Annotated in this window: 20 protein-coding genes and 1 riboswitch; of the genes, 9 read left to right on the top strand and 11 right to left on the bottom strand. The window is 72.7% G+C overall.

Annotated elements, in window-relative coordinates; translation table 11 throughout:
• Positions 1-160 precede the first annotated feature (160 nt).
• Complete coding sequence (locus ACFZBB_RS05180) at positions 161-1015, top strand: TIGR02452 family protein (protein ID WP_391117971.1); 855 nt, start codon at positions 161-163, stop codon at positions 1013-1015.
• A 121-nt stretch (positions 1016-1136) separates the two neighbouring features.
• Here the strand turns inward: ACFZBB_RS05180 and ACFZBB_RS05175 are convergent, their stop codons facing one another.
• The 8 genes from ACFZBB_RS05175 to ACFZBB_RS05140 form a co-directional block, all read right to left on the bottom strand.
• On the bottom strand, positions 1137-2738 hold the full coding sequence (locus ACFZBB_RS05175; RefSeq protein WP_391117968.1) for an alpha/beta fold hydrolase: 1602 nt from the start codon (positions 2736-2738) through the stop codon (positions 1137-1139).
• Between the two features lie 216 nt (positions 2739-2954).
• On the bottom strand, positions 2955-3776 hold the full coding sequence (locus ACFZBB_RS05170; protein ID WP_391117966.1) for an urease accessory protein UreD: 822 nt from the start codon (positions 3774-3776) through the stop codon (positions 2955-2957).
• Positions 3773-4474: an urease accessory protein UreG gene (gene ureG / locus ACFZBB_RS05165; protein ID WP_188282479.1), complete on the bottom strand. Its 702-nt coding sequence runs from the start codon at positions 4472-4474 to the stop codon at positions 3773-3775. The genes ACFZBB_RS05170 and ureG overlap by 4 nt, the downstream gene beginning before the upstream one ends.
• 69 nt (positions 4475-4543) lie before the next feature.
• Positions 4544-5233: an urease accessory UreF family protein gene (locus tag ACFZBB_RS05160; protein WP_391117964.1), complete on the bottom strand. Its 690-nt coding sequence runs from the start codon at positions 5231-5233 to the stop codon at positions 4544-4546.
• Between the two features lie 28 nt (positions 5234-5261).
• On the bottom strand, positions 5262-6983 hold the full coding sequence (locus tag ACFZBB_RS05155) for an urease subunit alpha (RefSeq protein WP_391117962.1): 1722 nt from the start codon (positions 6981-6983) through the stop codon (positions 5262-5264).
• Positions 6976-7287, bottom strand: coding sequence for an urease subunit beta (locus ACFZBB_RS05150; RefSeq protein ID WP_355341174.1), 312 nt, complete (start codon positions 7285-7287; stop codon positions 6976-6978). Before ACFZBB_RS05150 ends, ACFZBB_RS05155 begins: the two co-directional genes overlap by 8 nt.
• Positions 7288-7301: 14 nt before the next feature.
• The gene (locus ACFZBB_RS05145; RefSeq protein WP_391117959.1) at positions 7302-7604 is read right to left on the bottom strand and encodes an urease subunit gamma; all 303 of its coding nucleotides are present in this window, start codon (positions 7602-7604) and stop codon (positions 7302-7304) included.
• A gap of 87 nt (positions 7605-7691) precedes the next feature.
• A complete protein-coding gene (locus tag ACFZBB_RS05140; RefSeq protein WP_188285531.1) occupies positions 7692-7982 on the bottom strand; it encodes a type II toxin-antitoxin system Phd/YefM family antitoxin in 291 nt (96 codons plus the stop codon).
• Between the two features lie 85 nt (positions 7983-8067).
• Here ACFZBB_RS05140 and ACFZBB_RS05135 point away from each other — a divergent pair, with 85 nt between their 5' ends.
• The 3 genes from ACFZBB_RS05135 (at position 8068) to ACFZBB_RS05125 (ending at position 10112) form a co-directional block, all read left to right on the top strand.
• Positions 8068-8703, top strand: a complete 636-nt coding sequence (locus tag ACFZBB_RS05135) for an ATP-dependent Clp protease proteolytic subunit (protein WP_391118477.1) — start codon at positions 8068-8070, stop codon at positions 8701-8703.
• A gap of 6 nt (positions 8704-8709) precedes the next feature.
• The gene (locus ACFZBB_RS05130; protein WP_391117957.1) at positions 8710-9030 is read left to right on the top strand and encodes a hypothetical protein; all 321 of its coding nucleotides are present in this window, start codon (positions 8710-8712) and stop codon (positions 9028-9030) included.
• A 476-nt stretch (positions 9031-9506) separates the two neighbouring features.
• A riboswitch (cyclic di-AMP (ydaO/yuaA leader) is annotated at positions 9507-9635 on the top strand.
• Positions 9636-9638: 3 nt separating this feature from the next.
• The gene (locus ACFZBB_RS05125) at positions 9639-10112 is read left to right on the top strand and encodes an NlpC/P60 family protein (RefSeq protein ID WP_391117955.1); all 474 of its coding nucleotides are present in this window, start codon (positions 9639-9641) and stop codon (positions 10110-10112) included.
• 244 nt (positions 10113-10356) lie between these two features.
• On the opposite strand, the gene ACFZBB_RS05120 is transcribed toward ACFZBB_RS05125, so the two are convergent.
• On the bottom strand, positions 10357-11082 hold the full coding sequence (locus tag ACFZBB_RS05120; RefSeq protein ID WP_391117953.1) for an ADP-ribosyltransferase: 726 nt from the start codon (positions 11080-11082) through the stop codon (positions 10357-10359).
• 97 nt (positions 11083-11179) lie between these two features.
• On the opposite strand from ACFZBB_RS05120, the gene ACFZBB_RS05115 reads away from it, so the two are divergent.
• Entirely contained in the window at positions 11180-11911 is a 732-nt protein-coding gene (locus ACFZBB_RS05115; RefSeq protein WP_391117951.1) for a GNAT family N-acetyltransferase, read from the top strand.
• A 14-nt stretch (positions 11912-11925) separates the two neighbouring features.
• Here ACFZBB_RS05115 and ACFZBB_RS05110 read toward each other — a convergent pair whose 3' ends face one another.
• Complete coding sequence (locus ACFZBB_RS05110) at positions 11926-12354, bottom strand: ATP-binding protein (RefSeq protein ID WP_391117949.1); 429 nt, start codon at positions 12352-12354, stop codon at positions 11926-11928.
• Between the two features lie 253 nt (positions 12355-12607).
• Between ACFZBB_RS05110 and ACFZBB_RS05105 the strand changes: the two genes are divergently transcribed.
• Together ACFZBB_RS05105 and ACFZBB_RS05100 are read left to right on the top strand one after the other, a co-directional pair.
• Positions 12608-13477, top strand: coding sequence for a Scr1 family TA system antitoxin-like transcriptional regulator (locus ACFZBB_RS05105; RefSeq protein WP_391117946.1), 870 nt, complete (start codon positions 12608-12610; stop codon positions 13475-13477).
• Positions 13478-13488: 11 nt separating this feature from the next.
• Positions 13489-13722 (top strand): DUF397 domain-containing protein, encoded by a 234-nt coding sequence (locus ACFZBB_RS05100; RefSeq protein WP_355341196.1) that lies wholly within the window; start codon positions 13489-13491, stop codon positions 13720-13722.
• 46 nt (positions 13723-13768) lie between these two features.
• On the opposite strand, the gene ACFZBB_RS05095 is transcribed toward ACFZBB_RS05100, so the two are convergent.
• The gene (locus ACFZBB_RS05095) at positions 13769-14998 is read right to left on the bottom strand and encodes an aminotransferase class I/II-fold pyridoxal phosphate-dependent enzyme (RefSeq protein WP_391117944.1); all 1230 of its coding nucleotides are present in this window, start codon (positions 14996-14998) and stop codon (positions 13769-13771) included.
• Between the two features lie 419 nt (positions 14999-15417).
• Here ACFZBB_RS05095 and bioB point away from each other — a divergent pair, with 419 nt between their 5' ends.
• Both bioB and ACFZBB_RS05085 read left to right on the top strand, forming a co-directional pair.
• Positions 15418-16659: a biotin synthase BioB gene (gene bioB, locus ACFZBB_RS05090; protein ID WP_391117942.1), complete on the top strand. Its 1242-nt coding sequence runs from the start codon at positions 15418-15420 to the stop codon at positions 16657-16659.
• Positions 16652-17977 carry an adenosylmethionine--8-amino-7-oxononanoate transaminase gene (locus tag ACFZBB_RS05085; protein WP_391117940.1) on the top strand — a complete coding sequence of 442 codons (1326 nt, stop codon included), beginning with the start codon at positions 16652-16654 and terminating at the stop codon, positions 17975-17977. The genes bioB and ACFZBB_RS05085 overlap by 8 nt, the downstream gene beginning before the upstream one ends.
• Positions 17978-18171 lie beyond the last annotated feature (194 nt).

Genomic DNA, 18171 nt, shown 5'->3' with positions numbered 1-18171 from the left:
GAACGCGACTCACGATATATCGCGTCTGTCGCCGCCCGCAAGGAGCCGTCCGGAAGGCCGGACGATGCGCGGGATCAGCCCGTACGGATCGGCCCCACGGCCGCCGCGACCGCCCGAATCCACTCGCGCCGGAGCCCGTACACGCCCTACCGTCCTGGGCATGAGTGCTCGTCTGCGGAACATCGCCACGGAGAATCAGCGGATCGCGGCGGAGGGCGGGTACGACTCCCCGGCCGGACGGTACGTCCCGCTCGGCGAGGCCGTCGCGGCTGCGGCCGACGGGACCCGGATGTACGGTCCCGCGCCGGTCGCGGTCCCCGGCGAGGGAGCGTGGGGCGACGGGCCCGTGCGCTGCGAGGTGACGCCGGAGAGCAGCATGGAGGCGGCGGCCAGGCTGGTCGCGGCCGACGCCGCGGGCGGCCCGGTGGCGGTGCTCAACTTCGCCTCCGCCCGCAACCCCGGCGGCGGTTACGTCAAGGGAGCGCAGGCGCAGGAGGAGGCGCTGTGCCGTTCCTCCGCGCTCTACACCTGTCTGCTGCGCGCGCCCGACTTCTACGCCCACCACCGGGCGGACACCGATGTCTTCTACAGCGACCGCGTCATCCACTCCCCCGCCGTGCCGGTCTTCCGCGACGACCGCGGCACGCTGCTCGACGTGCCGTACACCGTCGGCTTCCTCACCTCGCCCGCGCCGAACGCCGGGGTCATCGCGCGCACGACGCCCGAGCGCGTGCCCCTCGTCGGAGCGGCCCTCGACGCGCGCGCCGAGCGGGTCCTGGAGGTGGCCGCCGTACACGGCTACCGGCGGCTGGTGCTGGGCGCCTGGGGCTGCGGGGTCTTCATGAACGACCCGGCGCGGGTCGCCGCCGCCTTCGCCCGGCTGCTGACCGGTGACGGCCGCTTCGTGGGCGCCTTCGACGAGGCCGTCTTCGCGGTCCTGGACCGGCGAACGGACTCCCCCACCCGTGCGGCCTTCGCCGCCGCCTTCACCGACACCGCCGCGAAGCGGCCGTAGCCGTACCGCGGTTGTCGTCTCCTCGTGGCGGCGCGGCCGTCATACCGGATACGCGGCGGGCGGCCCACCGCACCGTGAAGGTGGGTGGACCGCCCGTGCGCGATCTCGCCGGTTCCTCTCGCTAGGACGCGGCGGGTACGGGTGCGGCGTGCGGTCCGCACACCACGTCGTGGGCGTCGACCGTGCCCGTCAACAGATAGCTCTCGACGCGGGAGTTGACGCACGGGTTCACCAGGTTGGTGACGCCGTGCGAGCCCGCGTCCTTCTCGGTGATCAAGCGGGAGCCTGCCAGGCGGCGGTGGAGTTCGAGCGCCCCGGTGTAGGGGGTCGCCGCGTCCCTGGTGCTCTGCACGATCAGCACCTCGGGCAGCCCGTGGTGCGAGCGGACGTCCACCGGGCGCTGCTGCTTGACGCCCCAGGTGGCGCACGGCAGGTTCAGCCAGGCGTTCTCCCACGTCAGGAAGGGGTACTTGGCGTGCAGCGCGGTGTTGTCCCGGTCCCATGTGCGCCAATTCGTGGGCCACTTGGCGTCGGCGCACTCCACCGCGGTGTACACGGCGTTGCTGTTCTCGGCCGAGATGTTGCCCGCGGTGTCGGACAGGTCGGGCGCCGCCGCGTCGAGCAGCGCCTGGGTGTCACCCGCCTCGTAGCGGCTCCAGACGCCCGCGACCGTGGCCCACGTCGAGTCGTAGTAGGGCGCGTTCTGGAAGAAGCCGAGGAGTTCGTTCGGCCCGACGACGCCGCCGATCGGGTGGCTCTTGGCGGCGGCGCGCAGCGCGAGCCATTTCTGCTCGACCTTCGCGGGCGTGTCGCCGAGGTGGTAGACGGAGTCGTACGTAGCGACCCACGCCTCCCAGTCGTCCCAGCGGCCCTGGAAGGCCACGTCCTGGTCCAGGTTGTTCCGGTACCAGATCTGGTCCTGCGCCGGGTTGACGACGCTGTCCACGATCAACCGGCGCACGTGCGTCGGAAAGAGCGTCGCGTAGACCGCGCCGAGGTACGTGCCGTAGGAGACGCCCAGGTAGTTGAGCTTCTTCTCGTGCAGCGCGGCGCGGATGACGTCCAGGTCGCGGGCGGTGTTCTGCGTAGTCATCTGGGAGAGCATCCGCGCGCCGGTGCGCTCCAGGCAGCCGTTGGCGTACTCGGCGGCGAGCTTGCGCTGCGCGAGCTTGTCGGCCTCGCTGTCCGGCACCGGGTCGGCCTTGGGGGCCTTCACGTACTCCTGCGGGTCCTCGCAGGAGATCGGGGCGGAGTGGCCGACGCCGCGCGGGTCGAAGCCCACGAAGTCGTACGCCTTCGCCGTCTTGACCCACAGCGCGGAGGAGGTGGTGACCCGGACAGGGAAGCGCAGTCCCGAGCCGCCGGGACCGCCCGGGTTGTAGATCAGCGCGCCCTGCCGCTCGGCCGGGGTACCGGTGTTGCCCGCCCGGTCCACGGCCAGTTTGACGGTCGCGCCGAACGGCTTGCCGTAGTCGACGGGCACGGTCACATAGCCGCAGGTGATCGGCGACGGAATGTTCCAACTCGCCGGGCAGGCAGCCCAGTCGATGCCCTTGCGGGCGGCGTTCGCGGCGGCGATCACCACGCCGACGGACTCGGGTACGGTGACGGACCGCGGCGATCTCGACGGCTGGTCGTGCGACTGTGCGGTGGCCGCCGGGGCGGCTGCGATGGCGCCCGCGATCAGGGCGCCGGTGGAGACGAGCACGATCGTGCGTCTCAAGGCGGAAACTCCCCTCCTGGTCCGTGGCTTGTGGCCACGGTGGTCACAGTTACTGCGGAGCGAATCCTTTCCCCTGTGGGTCGCCTGTGAACAGGCCAGGCGGGTGATTCTTCATCAAAGTGTGATTCTGCGGACGAGTTGGGCGTGAGGTGGCTGCCGCCGCATGGGTGACGGCCGTTCCCCCGGGTCTGCGCTGGTCGCGCTCCGGGCGCCGCGCTAGGGCGCGCTCGCGGCCAGGACGGCCGCCAGACCGGCGTCCAGCAGACGGCGCAGGCGCAGGCCGTCCGTGGCCACCGCGGTGATCAACGCGGCGGGGCCCGCGAGCGGGGTGACGGCCGCCCGGCCTTCCGCGGGGTCGGCGGGCAGCGTGCGGGCGACGGCCGGGAGGTCGGCGAAGCCGGGTTCGATCAGCAGGAGTTGGCCCACGGCCCGGTAGCGGCCGAGGACGGCGGGGCCGTCCCAGCCGGTGGGGGCGCCGGGGCCGAAGCGGAGTTCCTGGTCGAGGAGCGGGCGGCCGTCAAGGTGAGCGGTCAGGCGAGTGCCGAGGCGGCCGGGGGGTTCCGCGTGGCGGCCGAGGATCTGTTCGTCCCGCAGCAGGAGGCGTGCGCCGGTGGCGAGGTCCACGCGGGTGGTCATCCGCAGGTCGCTGCGGTGGGCGGCGATCACCGGCTCGGGCAGCCAGCACAGCGCGCCACCGGCCCGTACGGCCAGCCGCACGTCGTACGTCGCCCGCCCGCCGCCCCGCCCCGGCAGGGACACCGTGGCCGCGGCGGACCCCACCGCGAGCCGCGCGCCCTCCCCCACCTCCGCCTCGATCCGCAGCCGGTCGCCGCCGAGCGGCGCGCTCATCGCGCCGACCACCATCACCCCGGCCCCTTCGCCGTCGGCGCCGCCGACGACCCGGCTGCGCCGCAGCGCCAGCGGTCCGTCACCGGCCAGCACGGGCAGCGCCGTACCGCCCCGCCCGTCGGCCGTGGCGACGATCCGCGCCGTGGCGACGACGCCGCGCGCGGTGTCGCGGACCGCCACGTCGTTCACGCCGTCGTCGCGGGGACGGCGGCCCAGGCGGCCAGGCGGTCGCCCACCCAGGCGGCGACCGGGGCGACGCCGTCGGGGGCGGCGACGGAGGTGAGGACGACGGGCAGATCGCCGCGCTGGGCGGCGGCGTCGCGGGACATGCGGGTGAGGTCGGCGCCGACGTAGGGGGCGAGGTCGGTCTTGTTGATCACGAGGAGGTCGGCGGTCGTGACGCCGGGGCCGCCCTTGCGGGGGATGTCGTCGCCGCCCGCCACGTCGATGACGAAGATCTGCGCGTCCACCAGCCCCTTGGAGAAGGTGGCGGTGAGATTGTCCCCGCCGGACTCGACGAGGATGAGGTCGAGCGGGCCGACTGCGTCCTCCAAGTCCTCGACGGCTTCGAGATTCGCGGAGATGTCGTCCCGGATCGCGGTGTGCGGGCACGCGCCGGTCTCCACGGCGGCGATCCGCTCGGCGGGCAACACCGCGTTGCGCAGCAGGAATTCGGCGTCCTCGCGCGTGTAGATGTCATTGGTGACCACGGCGATCGACAGGTCGTCGCGCAGTCTGCGGCACAGCGCCGCGACGGTCGCGGTCTTGCCGGACCCGACCGGGCCGCCGAGCCCGATCCGCAGGGCGCGCCGCCTGCCGTCGGCGCGGACGGCGGGCGAGGAGTGCGCGTACCGCTCGGGGAAGGTCTCGGGGTGGTCGAGATGCATGGTCAACTCCGTTGGTGCGGACGGCGTTCGGAACCGGGCTGCGGATCAGGCTGTGGATCAGGAGACGGATCAGGAGGCGAAGAGGCGTACGGGCCAGGCGGCGTGGTCCTGCGCGGCAAGGTCGAGCAGCGGCGCGGAGGCGGCGGGCAGCACGTCCGGGCCTTCGGCGAGGGCGCGTTCGGCGGCGAGCGCCGCCGCGGCGGCCGCCTCGTCGACGCACGGTGCCAGCCGGGCGAGTACGGCCGCGGCGTGGAAGGGGTCGAGGCTCAGCAGCCGTACGGCGGCGGTCGCGGGCCCGCTGACGGACTCGTAGGCGGCGACGTGTGCCGCGTCCTGCGGGAGCAGGCCGGCGGCGCGGGCGGTGACACCGAGGACGACGGGCTGGTGGGCGCCGCGCGGGCGGGCGGCGGCGAGCTGGTCGAGCGCGGGGGCGGGCCAGGCGGCGCGGGCGGCGCGCAGGAGCTGGCGGCCGAGTTTGCGGGAGGTGGTGCGCAGGGCGGGCGAGGGGGTGCGGGCGTCGGCCGCCGCGTCCAGGACGAGCGGGTCGAGGCCGAAGGTCGCCGCCGCGGCCAGTGCGGCGGCGACCAGTCCAGTGGTGTGCAGACGGCCCCGGCAGAAGTCCGCCAGGGTCGCCGCGTCCCGCACCCGGCCGTCCGCGACCGCGGCCTCCGCGCCGCCGGAGTGCGCGTGGCCGCCGGCCGGGAAGCGGCCGTCGGCGAGCAGCAGCAGGGCGGCGCGCGCGGCCGGTGTCGTGGTCATAGGGGACGGTGTCGTCGGGGTCATGGTCTCAGAAGAGGAAGTACCGCTGGGTCATGGGCAGTTCCGACGCGGGCGCGGGCTCCACGACCTCGCCGTCGATCCGTACGGTGAACGTGTCGGGTTCGACCTCGACTCTCGGCAGCGCGTCGTTCTCCCGCATATCGGCCTTGGTCAGGGTGCGTGTACTGCGGACCGGCACGAACTCCTTGCCGAGGCCGAGGCGTTCGGGCAGGCCGTCCTCCAGCGCCGCCTCATTGACGAAGTTGACGGAGTTGGCGGCGGGCGCGGCGCCGACCGCGCCGAACATCGGCCGGGGCAGCACGGGTTGCGGGGTGGGGATGGACGCGTTGGCGTCGCCCATCTGGGCGTAGGCGATCTGCCCGCCCTTGATGACGAGTTGGGGCTTGACTCCGAAGAACGCCGGTTCCCACAGCACCAGGTCGGCGAGCTTCCCGGCCTCGACGGAGCCGATCTCGTGGTCGAGGCCCTGCGCGACCGCGGGGTTGATGGTGTATTTGGCGACATAGCGGCGGGCGCGGTGGTTGTCGGCCGCGCCGTCGCCGGGGAGCGCGCCGCGCCGTCGCTTCATCACGTGCGCGGTCTGCCAGGTGCGCAGGGCGACTTCGCCGATCCGGCCCATGGCCTGTGAGTCGGAGCTGATGATGCTGATCGCGCCGAGGTCGTGCAGGACGTCCTCGGCGGCGATGGTCGACGGGCGGATCCGGGACTCGGCGAAGGCGAGATCCTCGGGGACCGACGGGTTGAGGTGGTGGCAGACCATCAGCATGTCGAGGTGCTCCTCGACGGTGTTGACGGTGTGCGGCCGGGTCGGGTTGGTCGAGGAGGGCAGCACGTGCGGCTGCGAGACCACGGTGATGATGTCGGGCGCGTGCCCGCCGCCCGCGCCTTCGGTGTGGTAGGCGTGGATGCCGCGGCCCGCGATGGCGGCAAGGGTGTCCTCGACGAATCCGGCCTCGTTCAACGTGTCGGTATGGATGGCCAGTTGAGCGCCGGACCGCTCGCAGACCGTCAGGCAGGCATCGATCGCGGCGGGGGTGGCGCCCCAGTCCTCGTGGATCTTGAACCCGACGGCTCCGGCGCGCAGTTGGTCGTGCATGGACCGCTGGTTGACGGTGTTGCCCTTGCCGAGCAGCCCGACGTTGACCGGGTACGCCTCCAGGCCCGCGAACATCCGCGCCAGGTGCCAGCCGCCGGGCGTGACGGTGGTCGCCTTGGTGCCCTCGGCCGGTCCCGTGCCGCCGCCGATGACGGTGGTGACGCCCGCCGACAGGGCCTGCGGCAGCAGCGTCGGCGAGATGAAGTGGACGTGCGCGTCGATGGTGCCCGCAGTGAGGATCTTGCCGTTGCCCGCGATGATCTCGGTCTCGGGGCCTATGACGAGGGCGGGGTGGACGCCGTCCATCGTCTCGGGGTTGCCCGCCTTGCCCAGCGCGGTGATCCGGCCGTCGCGGATGCCGATGTCCGCCTTGACCACGCCCCAGTGGTCGAGGACGACGGCGCCGGTGATGACGGTGTCGGGCGCGCCCTCCGCCCGGCTCGTCCGCGCCTGGCCCATCGACTCGCGGATCACCTTGCCGCCGCCGAAGACGGCCTCGTCGCCCGCGAGTCCCGGCCCGCCCGCCAGGTCGCGTTCGACCTCGATCAGCAGGGCGGTGTCGGCCAGCCGGACCCGGTCCCCGGTGGTGGGGCCGTAGAGGTCGGCGTATACGGCCCGCGAGAGGTCAGCCATCGAGCGCCCCCGCGGTCTCGCCGCGCAGCCCGGCCACGACGCGCTGTCCGGCGATCGGCACGAGTTCGACCTCGGCGGGGATGCCGGGCTCGAAGCGTACGGCGGTGCCCGCGGCGATGTTCAGCCGCAGGCCCCGGGCGGCGGCGCGGTCGAACTCCAGACCGGGGTTGGCCTCGGCGAAGTGGTAGTGCGAGCCGACCTGGACGGGCCGGTCGGCCGCGTTGAGAACGGTGAGCCGGGTCACCGGGCGGCCCGCGTTGAGCGGCACGGGCGCGTCCGCGCTGAGGATCTCTCCGGGGATCATGGCGCTCCCGCCCGTCAGACGATCGGCTGGTGGACGGTGACGAGCTTGGTGCCGTCGGGGAACGTGGCCTCGACCTGCACGTCGTGGATCATCTCGGGGATGCCGTCCATGACGTCGGCGCGGGTCAGCACGGCGCGCCCGGACTCCATCAGTTCCGAGACGCCGCGGCCGTCGCGGGCCCCTTCGAGCAGATGCGCGGTGATGAGCGCGACCGCCTCGGGGTGGTTGAGCCGCAGCCCGCGGGCGCGCCGCTTGGCCGCCACGTCCGCGGCGACATGGATGAGCAGGCGTTCCTGCTCGTGGGGGGTCAACTGCACAGCCACACCTCACAGTCGTCAGAACCCGCGAGATTAGTTCGACGCGGTTTCGACTGCGTTAACCCCTGTTACGGGCGGCGGTCGCTGTTACGGACGGCGGTCGCCGGTCTGGTGACCCCGGTGCTCGGCCGCGATGCCGAACCGTCGGCGTTCGCCCGTGGCGGACGTACGGGAGCCGACGGCGGAGACCGTACTGATCACCTGCTCCTCGGCCTGCTCGTCGAGATCACGCAGTCGTTGCAGGTCAGCGGCGGACACCAGGGCGACGAGCGGCTTGCCGTGGCGGGTCAGCACCACCTGTTCGCCGCCGTAGACCACGCGGTTGATCAGTTCCGCGAGCTCGGCACGCGCTTGTGTCACCGGGACGTCATGGGTCATGCTCCCCATCATAACGAGATGTACGTCCTGTACATTTTGACCTGTGGCCAGTTCCTGCGCCCAGATCCGCCCGGAGGTGCACGCCGTGTTCCGTCCCACCGCCCGCTACGTCCTGCCCGAGTTCACCGAACGCAGCAGCAACGGCGTCCGCACGATGGACCCGTACTCCAAGCTGCTCCAGGAGCGGATCATCTTCCTGGGCACCCAGGTCGACGACACCTCGGCGAACGACGTGATGGCCCAGCTCATCCACCTGGAGAACGCCGCCCCCGAGCAGGACATCAACCTCTACATCAACTCGCCCGGCGGCTCGTTCTCGGCGATGACCGCCATCTACGACACGATGCAGTTCGTCACCTGCGACGTGGCGACGGTGTGCATCGGGCAGGCCGCCTCGGCCGCGGCCGTGCTGCTGGCGGCGGGCGCGCCGGGCAAGCGCATGATCACTCCGGGCGCGCGGGTGCTGATCCACCAGCCGTCGCTCGGCGAGGTGGTCCAGGGACCGATCTCGGACCTGGAGATCCAGGCCAATGAACTGCTGCGCACCCGCGAGCAGTTGGAGACGCTGCTGGCCCGGCACACCGGCCAGGACATCGAGCGGATCCGTGCCGACATCGAGCGGGACAAGGTCCTCGACGGTGAAGAGGCCGTCGCCTACGGCCTGGTGGACAAGCTGACCACCAGCCGCAAGACCAACGGCCCCGCGTACGGCCTGCGGTGACCCGCGGTGGTCCCGGAACTGCCGCCGCTTCCGGCGCTCACCCGCTCCGAGGGTGAGCTGATCGACTCCTACCTGGAGGTCGTCGATCTGCTCGGCCGGATCAATCCGTCCCGCACCGCCGACACCTACAGCGCGCTGCGGGCCGCCCAGGCGCTGGTGGGACGGGCGTCCGCGCTGCGCGACGCGCTGACCGTGATGCACATGCGGGGCGAGACCGAACTGCACCACGCCACGCTGGCCCGCGCCCTGCGGGTGCTGGACGGCGAGCGGCGGTCGGGGCTGGTGGCGCTGGCGCCCGATCCGGCCGCGGGGCCGCCGCCCGCGTGAGGCTGGTGCGGTCCGTGCGGCCCGCTGGTGCGAGCCTCGTGCGGTCCGCCGACGGATAGCTCGCGCGGCACGCCGACACAGGCCAGGTGTGAGCGCGGTCACTCTGCGCGCTCGAGACCGTCGGCACTGCACCAAAAGGGCTCATCCCATCGGCGTATTCACCGCCGATTCGTGATCTCCGGCCGAATTGCGCGCACCGGCCAAAACCCGCCCATCGTCCGCCACATATCCGCAGGTCAGATGATGCGACTGGAGGCGCGGACCGGGTGATTCGCCCCGGTGTCCACCCGAATAGGTGAGTCGTGACCAGACTCACACCGCGCGTTTCCCGCCCGGCTGTGGCCGGTTCTGTGCGTCACCATCCGTAGTGACGACAAGCCCCCGCCGCCGTGGCGGGGCGGTCCACGCGGACGCCCAGTCCCGCCGCCGCGTGGACATCAGGTCGACATGAGTGCACCGGCGGGAGCGGAGGACCCAGGTACGACGGGTCGGTCACGGCACAGCGCCGGAGCCGCCCCTTGGGGTGAAGCCGCACCACGCGGCCGGGCATCTTCGCCAGCCCGAACCCGACAGGTCATCCTTCGGAGGCTGATGACGAAGGGTTGCGCATGTTCGCGCTCAAGTGCATCTCCGGACGGCTGTCCCGGCTCGGGACGGCCTCCGTGCTCACCGCCACAGCGGTCGCCCTGCCCGCGCTGCTGCCGGGCACCGTCCAGCAGGCCGAGGCCGCGACAATGGGCGTGAAGGCCCTGAACGTGGCGGCGTCGAAGAAGGGCTCGCCCTACCAGTGGGGCGCCACCGGCCCGAACCGCTTCGACTGCTCGGGGCTGACGCTGTACTCGTTCAAGCGCGCGGGCAAGAAGCTGCCGCGTACCGCCGCCGCCCAGTACAACAGCACCCGGCACATCTCGTCGGGTGCCCGCCGCGTCGGTGACCTGGTGTTCTTCCACACCGGCCGGTCCATTTACCACGTCGGGATCTACGCCGGAAGCGGCCGGATCTGGCACGCCCCCAAGACCGGCGCCAGGGTCCGGCTGGAGAGGATCTGGACCAGCGCCGTCTGGTACGGGCGGGTGGCGTGACCCGGACGGCCGATTTCGGCCGCGCCGCGTATCGCGCCCGTACGGCGTATACGGTCCGTGGAGCGGTTGGTACTCGCCGCCGCCGGGCACGGCCGTCGTCCGGTCCGAACAGCGGCCCGGAGCCGTAGGACGGTGCGGACCGGCGGTTCGGGTGCGGCGGGGGGCGACCCGCCACACCCCCCTTCACCGGCGTGGACAGCCGGTCCGGCCGGGGGTACGGCTCCCCCGGCCGGATCAGGGACGGTCAGCCCGCCGGGAGCAGCACCGGCGCGAGCGGACGCGGCGCCGGAATCCCGCGCCACGGCACGTAGTACGGGTTGCGTACGCAGCCGGCCAGGTCCTCGTCCTTGGTCGCCTTGTCGACGGGACAGGCGCCGACGATGAAGCGCCGGGCGAGGCCGCCGGGGAAGGCGACCTCGTGCTGGTCGGCCCACTTGTGGGTGTCACCGATCGTGGCGTTGACGTCGATGCCGCCGGGCGCGTCCACGTAGTAGTTGAAGCCGGGCTTCCACTGCTTGTAGAGGTCGTGGTCGTAGCTGGTGCTCACGAAGGGCGACGGCTGGTTCTTCAGCACGTACGCCGCGAGGTCGTACTGCCCGTCCTGCGCGGCCTTGGGCTGGAAGCCCTCCTGGAAGACCACGGCGGGGGCGCGGCCGTCCGAGCGGAACAACTCCCCGCACGTGCGGCGGTAGGACGGCTCGGGGGTGATGCGCTCGACGTCCACACTGCGGTCGGCGGCGGCGAACAGCGGGTCGTGGACCACCGGGCACCAGCCGTCGTCGCCCGCGGGGGCGGGCCGGGGCACGAGGGACGTGGAGGGCGCGGACAGGGCGGTGGGCGCCGCGGGGGACAGGGGTCCGGTGGCGACGGCCGACGCGGTCTCCGACGTGGCCGCGGTCTGCGCGGCGAGTACGGCGGTCAGGGTCAGCGCGCCGGTCGTGAGAAGCGACCGGACTCGGTTCTTGATCATGACGCACAGACTCGCGGGACCGGCCCCGCGATCCGCCGCATGTCACCCGATCGTAGGCGCGTCCGGCCGTGTACGGGACGGCTGAGAGGATGGTCGGATGAGCTCGCCGACCACCGCGGCGCACCGCGCCGGGCCCTCCCTGCGGTCCCTGCTGGACGCCGCCGCGCGAGGCGACTTCCCGCCCGCCGACGGGACCGTCACCTTCGTCGCCCAGCCGTCGGCCCGCGACGCCGGAGTCATCGCCTTCACCGCCCACACCGTGGTCTTCGCCGACATCGCCGACACCGCCGACGGGTCGGGAGCGGCGGGTACGGCCGAATGCCCGGCGCCCGAAGACACCGCCGCCGGTCTCCGTGCCCTGCTTCCGCCCGACGACCTGTCCGCGCCGCTCAACCCGCCTTTCCTGACCGCTCTTTGCGCCCGCACCGGCCGTGTGGTCAACAACCTCGACCTGCTGACCCTGGCCGCCCCGCTGCCGGGTCCGCCCTCGCTCCCCCTCACCGAGACCACCGACCGCTCCCATCCGCGGATCGTGCGGGCGCTCCACCACCGCGACGACGTGCGCGCCTGGACCGCACCCGGCGGCACCGTCCTCATCGGCCGCGGTGTGGCGGGCCGTTGGGAGACCGCCGTCGAGGTGGACCCGGACGCCCGCGGCAAGGGCCTCGGCCGCCTTCTCGCCCTCGCGGCCCGCCATCTCGTCCCGGACGGCGCGCCGTTGTGGGCCCAGATCGCCCCGGGCAACGCGGCGAGCGTGCGGGCCTTCCTCGCCGCCGGTTTCGCACCGGTCGGAGCCGAGGCGCTGCTGGTGCCGCCGACGCGCCCGTGAACAGCGCCCGTCGCTCAGGCCACCGGGACCGCCCAGGGGATCGTGATCCAGACCGTCTTGCCGCCCTCGTCGGTCGGCGTGATCCGCAGCCTGCCGCCGGACTCCGCCGCCAGGTGCCGAATGATCACCATCCCGCGCCCGTTGTCCTGCTGGACCGCCGCGGGCAGCCGCTGGGGCCAGCGCGGGTGGCTGTCGGTCACGCCGATCAGCAACTGCTCCTGCCGTTCGAGACGCACGTCCACGGTGAAGGTCGGCGACATTCCCGAGGTGTGCAGCACCGCGTTGGTGGCCAGTTCGGAGACGATCAGGCGCACGGCGTCGACCGAGGGGGCGTCCGAGGGCAGTCCCCACTCTGCGAGTCGGGCGCAGACATAGCGCCGTGCCGCCGGTACCGAGGCAGGGGCGCTCGGCAGAGTGACGGAAGCTTCCTGCAGATCTGCCATGGCGACATCGTTCCTTTCCCATCCCACCGCGGACCGGGGTATCGGCGCGGGCTCTCCGGGCCACGCCCGGAAGTGGCTGGTTCGCGCCAGACTGCCACTAATCGTGCCGCCGTTTCGGACGGTCCACCGCGCAATGCATATATCTGTCGCTCAAAACGGTGAACTCTGCTACGTGGATACGCATTTGGTCGGCACACTGTCGTAATGACCGCCCGACTACCGGCATCCCTCACTTCAGGAGGTGCGAGAGGCCATGGAACGGGTCCCCGCCGTACGACGACGCAAGCTCGGCGGCGAACTGCGCCGACTTCGCGATCTGTCCGGAATGACCAGCGAGCAGGTCGCCGAGGCGGCCGGCTGGCACCAGTCGAAAGTCAGCCGTATCGAGACCGGCCGCAGCAGCGTCAGCGCCGAGGACGTCGATGTGCTGCTCCACGTCTACGAGGTGCGCGACCGCGACCTGCGCGACCTGCTGGGCACGCTGGCCGGGCAGGGCAGACAGCGCGGCTGGTGGCAGGACTTCCGCGACGTACTGCCCGTGGAGTACCGCGACTTCATCAGCCTGGAGGCGGGCGCCAGCCGGGCCCGCTCGATGGAGAACAGCGTGGTGCCCGGCCTGCTCCAGACCCCCGCCTACGCCCAGGCGCTCACCCGCGACGTCATGCCGCATCTGACCCGGAGCGAGGCCGGCGCACTGGTCGACGTGCGGATCGCCCGGCAGGCGGTGCTGCGCCAGGACGAGCCGCTGGAGCTGTGCGCCGTGCTGGACGAGGCCGTGCTGCGCCGCGTGGTCGGCGGCCCCGCGGTCATGTCCGATCAGTTGCGGTCACTGGAACGCGCCGCCGCGCTGCCGCAGATACGGCTCCAGGTGCTGCCCTTCGGCGCCGGGGGCCACATAGGAGTTACGGGTTCGTTCGTTATCTTCTCATTTCCGCGCATCGCTGATCTCGACGTGGTTGTTATCGATCATTTGACGAGTAGTCTCTACGTCGATCGAAAAGAAGACATCACTGCTTACGGCGCCGCTTTCACCCGATTGAGCAACATTGCCCTTCCTCGCGACGAGTCCGTCGCGTTGATCAGTAAGATCGCCGGGGAGATGTCGCGATTCGCAGGCGCATAAAGGAGGCCACCATGGCGGCACAGTCCGGGTACGTTTCCTCGAGCGCGTCGATTTCCGGCGTGACATGGCGGAGGAGCAGTCACAGCACCGCCGCGAACAACTGCGTGGAGACCGCGAGACTGGCCTCGGGGCTGCTCGCCGTCCGCGATTCCAAGGACCAGGAGGGGCCCGCGCTGCTCTTCCCACCGGGCGCCTGGTCGCACTTCGTCGGGGCGCTGCGCCGGGACGACCTCGGTCCCGCGTAGGACCGGTCCGGTTCCGGCGGCGGACGGACGGCGGCGGGCCGCGCCCTCAACCGCGCGGCGCCGTACGGACGATGATGTCCACCGCGCCTGCGATCTGCGCGTCCGTCAGGTCGCAGCGCGCGGTCAGCCGCAGCCGGGACACCCCGTCGGGGACGGACGGCGGCCGGAAGCAGCCGACGGCCAGACCCGCGGCCCGGCACCGGGCCGCCCACTCGACGGCCGCCTCGGGCGAGGGCGCGCGCACCGACACCACGCAGGCGTCGGGCGCGGTCGCGTCCAGGTCCGCGGCGGTCAGCAGCCGGTGGAAGGCGCGGGCGACGTGCAACGCGCGGTCGGCGCGCTCCGGCTCGCGGCGCAGCAGCCGCAGGGCGCCGAGGGCGGCGCCCGCCGCGGCCGGGGCGAGACCGGTGTCGAAGATGAAGGTGCGGGCGGCGTTGACCAGGTGCTCGATGACGGCCGCAGGGCCGAGCACCACACCGCCCTGCGCGCCGAACGCCTTCGACAGCGTCGCCGTGCTCACCACGTCGGGGGCCCCGGCGAGTCCGGCCGCCGCGAGCGCGCCGCGCCCGCCCTCGCCCAGCACGCCGAAGCCGTGCGCGTCGTCGACGAGCAGCGCGGCGCCGTACTCGCGGCAGGCCGCGGCGAGCGCGGGCAGCGGCGCCGCGTCGCCGTCCACCGAGAACACCGAGTCGCTGACGACGACGGAGGGCGCTCCCCCGGAGCGGGACGCGTCGGCGTCCCGCCGGGCCCGCGCGCCGAGCGCCTTGCGTACGGCCTCGGGGTCGGCGTGCGGCACCACTTCGGTGGTGGCGCGCGACAGGCGGCAGCCGTCGATCAGCGAGGCGTGGTTGGCGGCGTCGGAGACCAGGAGGGTGTCGGGGCCGGTCAGCGCGGTGACGGCGGCGAGGTTGGCGGCGTAGCCGGAGGCGAGGACCAGGGCCGCCTCGAAGCCGGTGAAGTCGGCGATCTCCGCTTCGAGTTCCGCGTGCAGCGCGGTGCTGCCGGTGACCAGCCGGGAGCCGGTGGCGCCCGCGCCCCAGCGCAGGCAGGCGTCGGCGCCCGCCTTGGTGACCTCGGGGTGCCGGGTCAGGCCGAGGTAGTCGTTGCCCGCGAGGTCGAGCAGATCCCAGTCCGCCGGGCGGGGGCGCAACTGCCGCCGGAGCCCGGCCTCGCGCCTGATCCGGTCCTGTTCCGCGATCCAGCCGAAGGGACCTGACGGGTCGGCGGTGTCGCTCCCGGCGGAGGCGTGCGGGTCGGCGGGGCGGGTGCTCTTCACGGGTGTCCCTGGGGTCGGCGGGTCAATGGTTCGGGCGGATCGGGCGGATCGGTGCGCGAGCCGGTCGGGCGGATCGGCTGCTTTTCGGATTAGCGGTTCAGCGGCACTTCGGGGCAGCGGGTCTTCGGCTCAGCGGTTCTTCGGGTCAACGGGCCTTCGGCTCAACGGCTCTTCGGGTCAGCGGTTCGACGGACGACGCCCGCGGCGGTCGAAGCGGCGTCCGGCCACCCCGGCACCGGGCCGTACGAAAGTCGTACGATCCCCGGCCGCTTGGGCCGCGCGCCCCCTCACGCGGACGTCATCAGCAACGTACTGGCCCGCACACATGCACAGGGTGTGGTGATGCACACACCAGTAGCCACCCGAGTTGTGCGGTCCGCCATTGGCCGCGGGTGCCGTCGTGCGCGAGGATCGCCCCTATGGATCTGCTGACCACTCTCGTGGACAAGGGGCTGCGGCGCGAGCTGCCCACCAGGGACGAGGCGCTTGCCGTCCTCGCGACCTCCGACGACGAACTGCTCGACGTGGTGGCCGCCGCGGGCAAGGTGCGCCGCCAGTGGTTCGGACGCCGGGTCAAGCTGAACTACCTGGTCAACCTCAAGTCCGGGCTGTGCCCCGAGGACTGCTCGTACTGTTCGCAGCGGCTCGGCTCGAAGGCCGAGATCCTCAAGTACACCTGGCTCAAGCCCGACGAGGCCGCCGCGGCGGCGCGCGCCGGGGTGGCGGGTGGGGCCAAGCGGGTGTGCCTGGTGGCGAGCGGGCGCGGTCCCACCGACCGCGACGTGGACCGGGTCTCGGCGACCATCGCGGCCATCAAGGACCAGAACGAGGACGTCGAGGTGTGCGCCTGCCTCGGGCTGCTCTCCGGCGGCCAGGCCGAGCGGCTGCGGACGGCGGGCGCGGACGCGTACAACCACAACCTCAACACCTCCGAGAACACCTACGGCGACATCACCACGACGCACACCTACGCCGACCGCGTGGACACCGTGCGGCAGGCGCAGGCCGCCGGGCTGTCCGCGTGCTCGGGGCTGATCGCGGGCATGGGCGAGAGCGACGCGGACCTGGTGGACGTGGTGTTCTCGCTGCGCGCGCTCGACCCGGACTCGGTGCCGGTGAACTTCCTGATCCCGTTCGAGGGCACGCCGCTGGCCAAGGAGTGGAATCTCACCCCGCAGCGCTGCCTGCGCATCCTGGCGATGACGCGGTTCGTCTGCCCGGACGTCGAGGTACGGCTCGCGGGCGGCCGTGAGGTGCACCTGCGCACGATGCAGCCGCTGGCCCTGCACCTGGTCAACTCGATCTTCCTGGGCGACTATCTGACCAGCGAGGGCCAGGCGGGCCAGGCCGACCTCGACATGATCGCCGACGCGGGCTTCGAGGTGGAGGGCGCGGGGACGTCCACGCTGCCCGCGCACCGCGCCGACGTCGCGGAGGCGGCGACCGGCTGCGGTTCCCACGCTTCCGGTTCCGTGTGCGGCTCGCACGAAGGCGGCTGCGGCCCCTGCGGCCACGACGAGGACGCGGCACCCGCCGCGAGCGCGGCGCCCGTGCGTACCGGGACGGTGCGGACGGAACCGGTACGCGCCGAGGGGCCGCGCCCCGATCTGGTGGCGGTACGGCGACGCGGCGCGGGGACGGACCTGCCGCCCAATGCCTGAGCCCTACCCCGCGCCCGACGCGCCGCTCGACCCGGACACGCTGCTGGCGCTGGACCGGGAGCACGTCTGGCATCCGTACGGCCCGATGCCCGGCCGTCAGGAGCCGCTTGTCGTCGCGTCCGCCTCGGGCGTACGGCTGCGGCTCGCGGCGCCCGCCGAGGGCCGTACCGAACTGGTCGACGGCATGTCGTCGTGGTGGTCGGCGATCCACGGCTACCGGCACCCCGTGCTGGACGACGCGGCGCACGCCCAGCTCGAACGGATGAGTCATGTGATGTTCGGCGGGCTCACGCACGAGCCCGCCGTACGTCTCGCGGCCAAGCTGGTGGAGATCACGCCGGAGCCGCTGCGGCATGTCTTCCTCGCCGACTCGGGTTCCGTGTCGGTCGAGGTCGCGATCAAGATGTGCCTCCAGTACTGGCGTTCGCTGGGCAGGCCGGGCAAGCAGCGGCTGCTGACCTGGCGCGGCGGCTACCACGGGGACACCTGGCAGCCGATGTCGGTGTGCGATCCGGACGGCGGCATGCACGAGCTGTGGTCGGGCGTGCTGCCCCGGCAGGTCTTCGCCGACGCCCCGCCGCCCGGCTTCGACGCGGCGCCCGACGCCGTGTACACCGCGCATCTGCGGGAGTTGATCGGACGGCACGCCGACGAGCTGGCCGCCGTCATCGTCGAACCGGTGGTGCAGGGCGCGGGCGGCATGTCCTTCCACTCCCCGGAGTACCTGCGGGTGCTGCGGGAGGCGTGCGACGAGCACGACGTCCTGCTGGTCTTCGACGAGATCGCCACCGGTTTCGGCCGCACCGGCACGCTCTTCGCGGCCGAGCACGCCGGGGTCTGCCCCGATGTGATGTGCGTCGGCAAGGCGTTGACCGGCGGCTATCTCACGATGGCCGCGGCGCTGTGCACCGGCGAGGTCGCCGAGGGCATCTCGCGCGGCGAGGTGCCGGTGCTGGCGCACGGCCCGACCTTCATGGGCAACCCGCTGGCCGCCGCCGTCGCCTGCGCCTCCGTGGACCTGCTGCTCGACCAGGACTGGGCGTTGGAGGTCAAGCGCATCGAGTCCGGGCTGCGCGAGGGCCTGGACGGGGTCGCCGCGCTGCCCGGTGTCCGCGATGTGCGAGTGCTCGGCGCGATCGGCGTCGTCCAGCTCGACCACCCGGTCGACATGGCGGCGGCCACCGCCGCCGCGGTGCGCGCCGGGGTGTGGCTGCGGCCCTTCCGCGACCTCGTCTACACGATGCCGCCCTATGTGACGGGTGACGACGACGTGGCGCGGATCTGCGCGGCGGTACGGGACGCGGCCGTCGCGGGCTGACCGGGCCGCGTCCCGGGCGGCGGGCGCACGGCATCCGACATACCGCGCGCCGTACGGCATACGTCGTACGAGCTGACCGCGCTCGTCACCAATTGGGCGGAATGAGGGGTCCCGGCACGGGTACGAGGTGCGCCGGGACCGTACGCTCCGGGCACACGTGCGGCGCCCGGAGCGGCACGGCGACATGACATGGC

This window comes from Streptomyces sp. NPDC008139 (genome assembly GCF_042957025.1).
Classification (GTDB): Bacteria; Actinomycetota; Actinomycetes; order Streptomycetales; family Streptomycetaceae; genus Actinacidiphila.
This window is presented reverse-complemented; position numbering and strand designations above follow the sequence as displayed.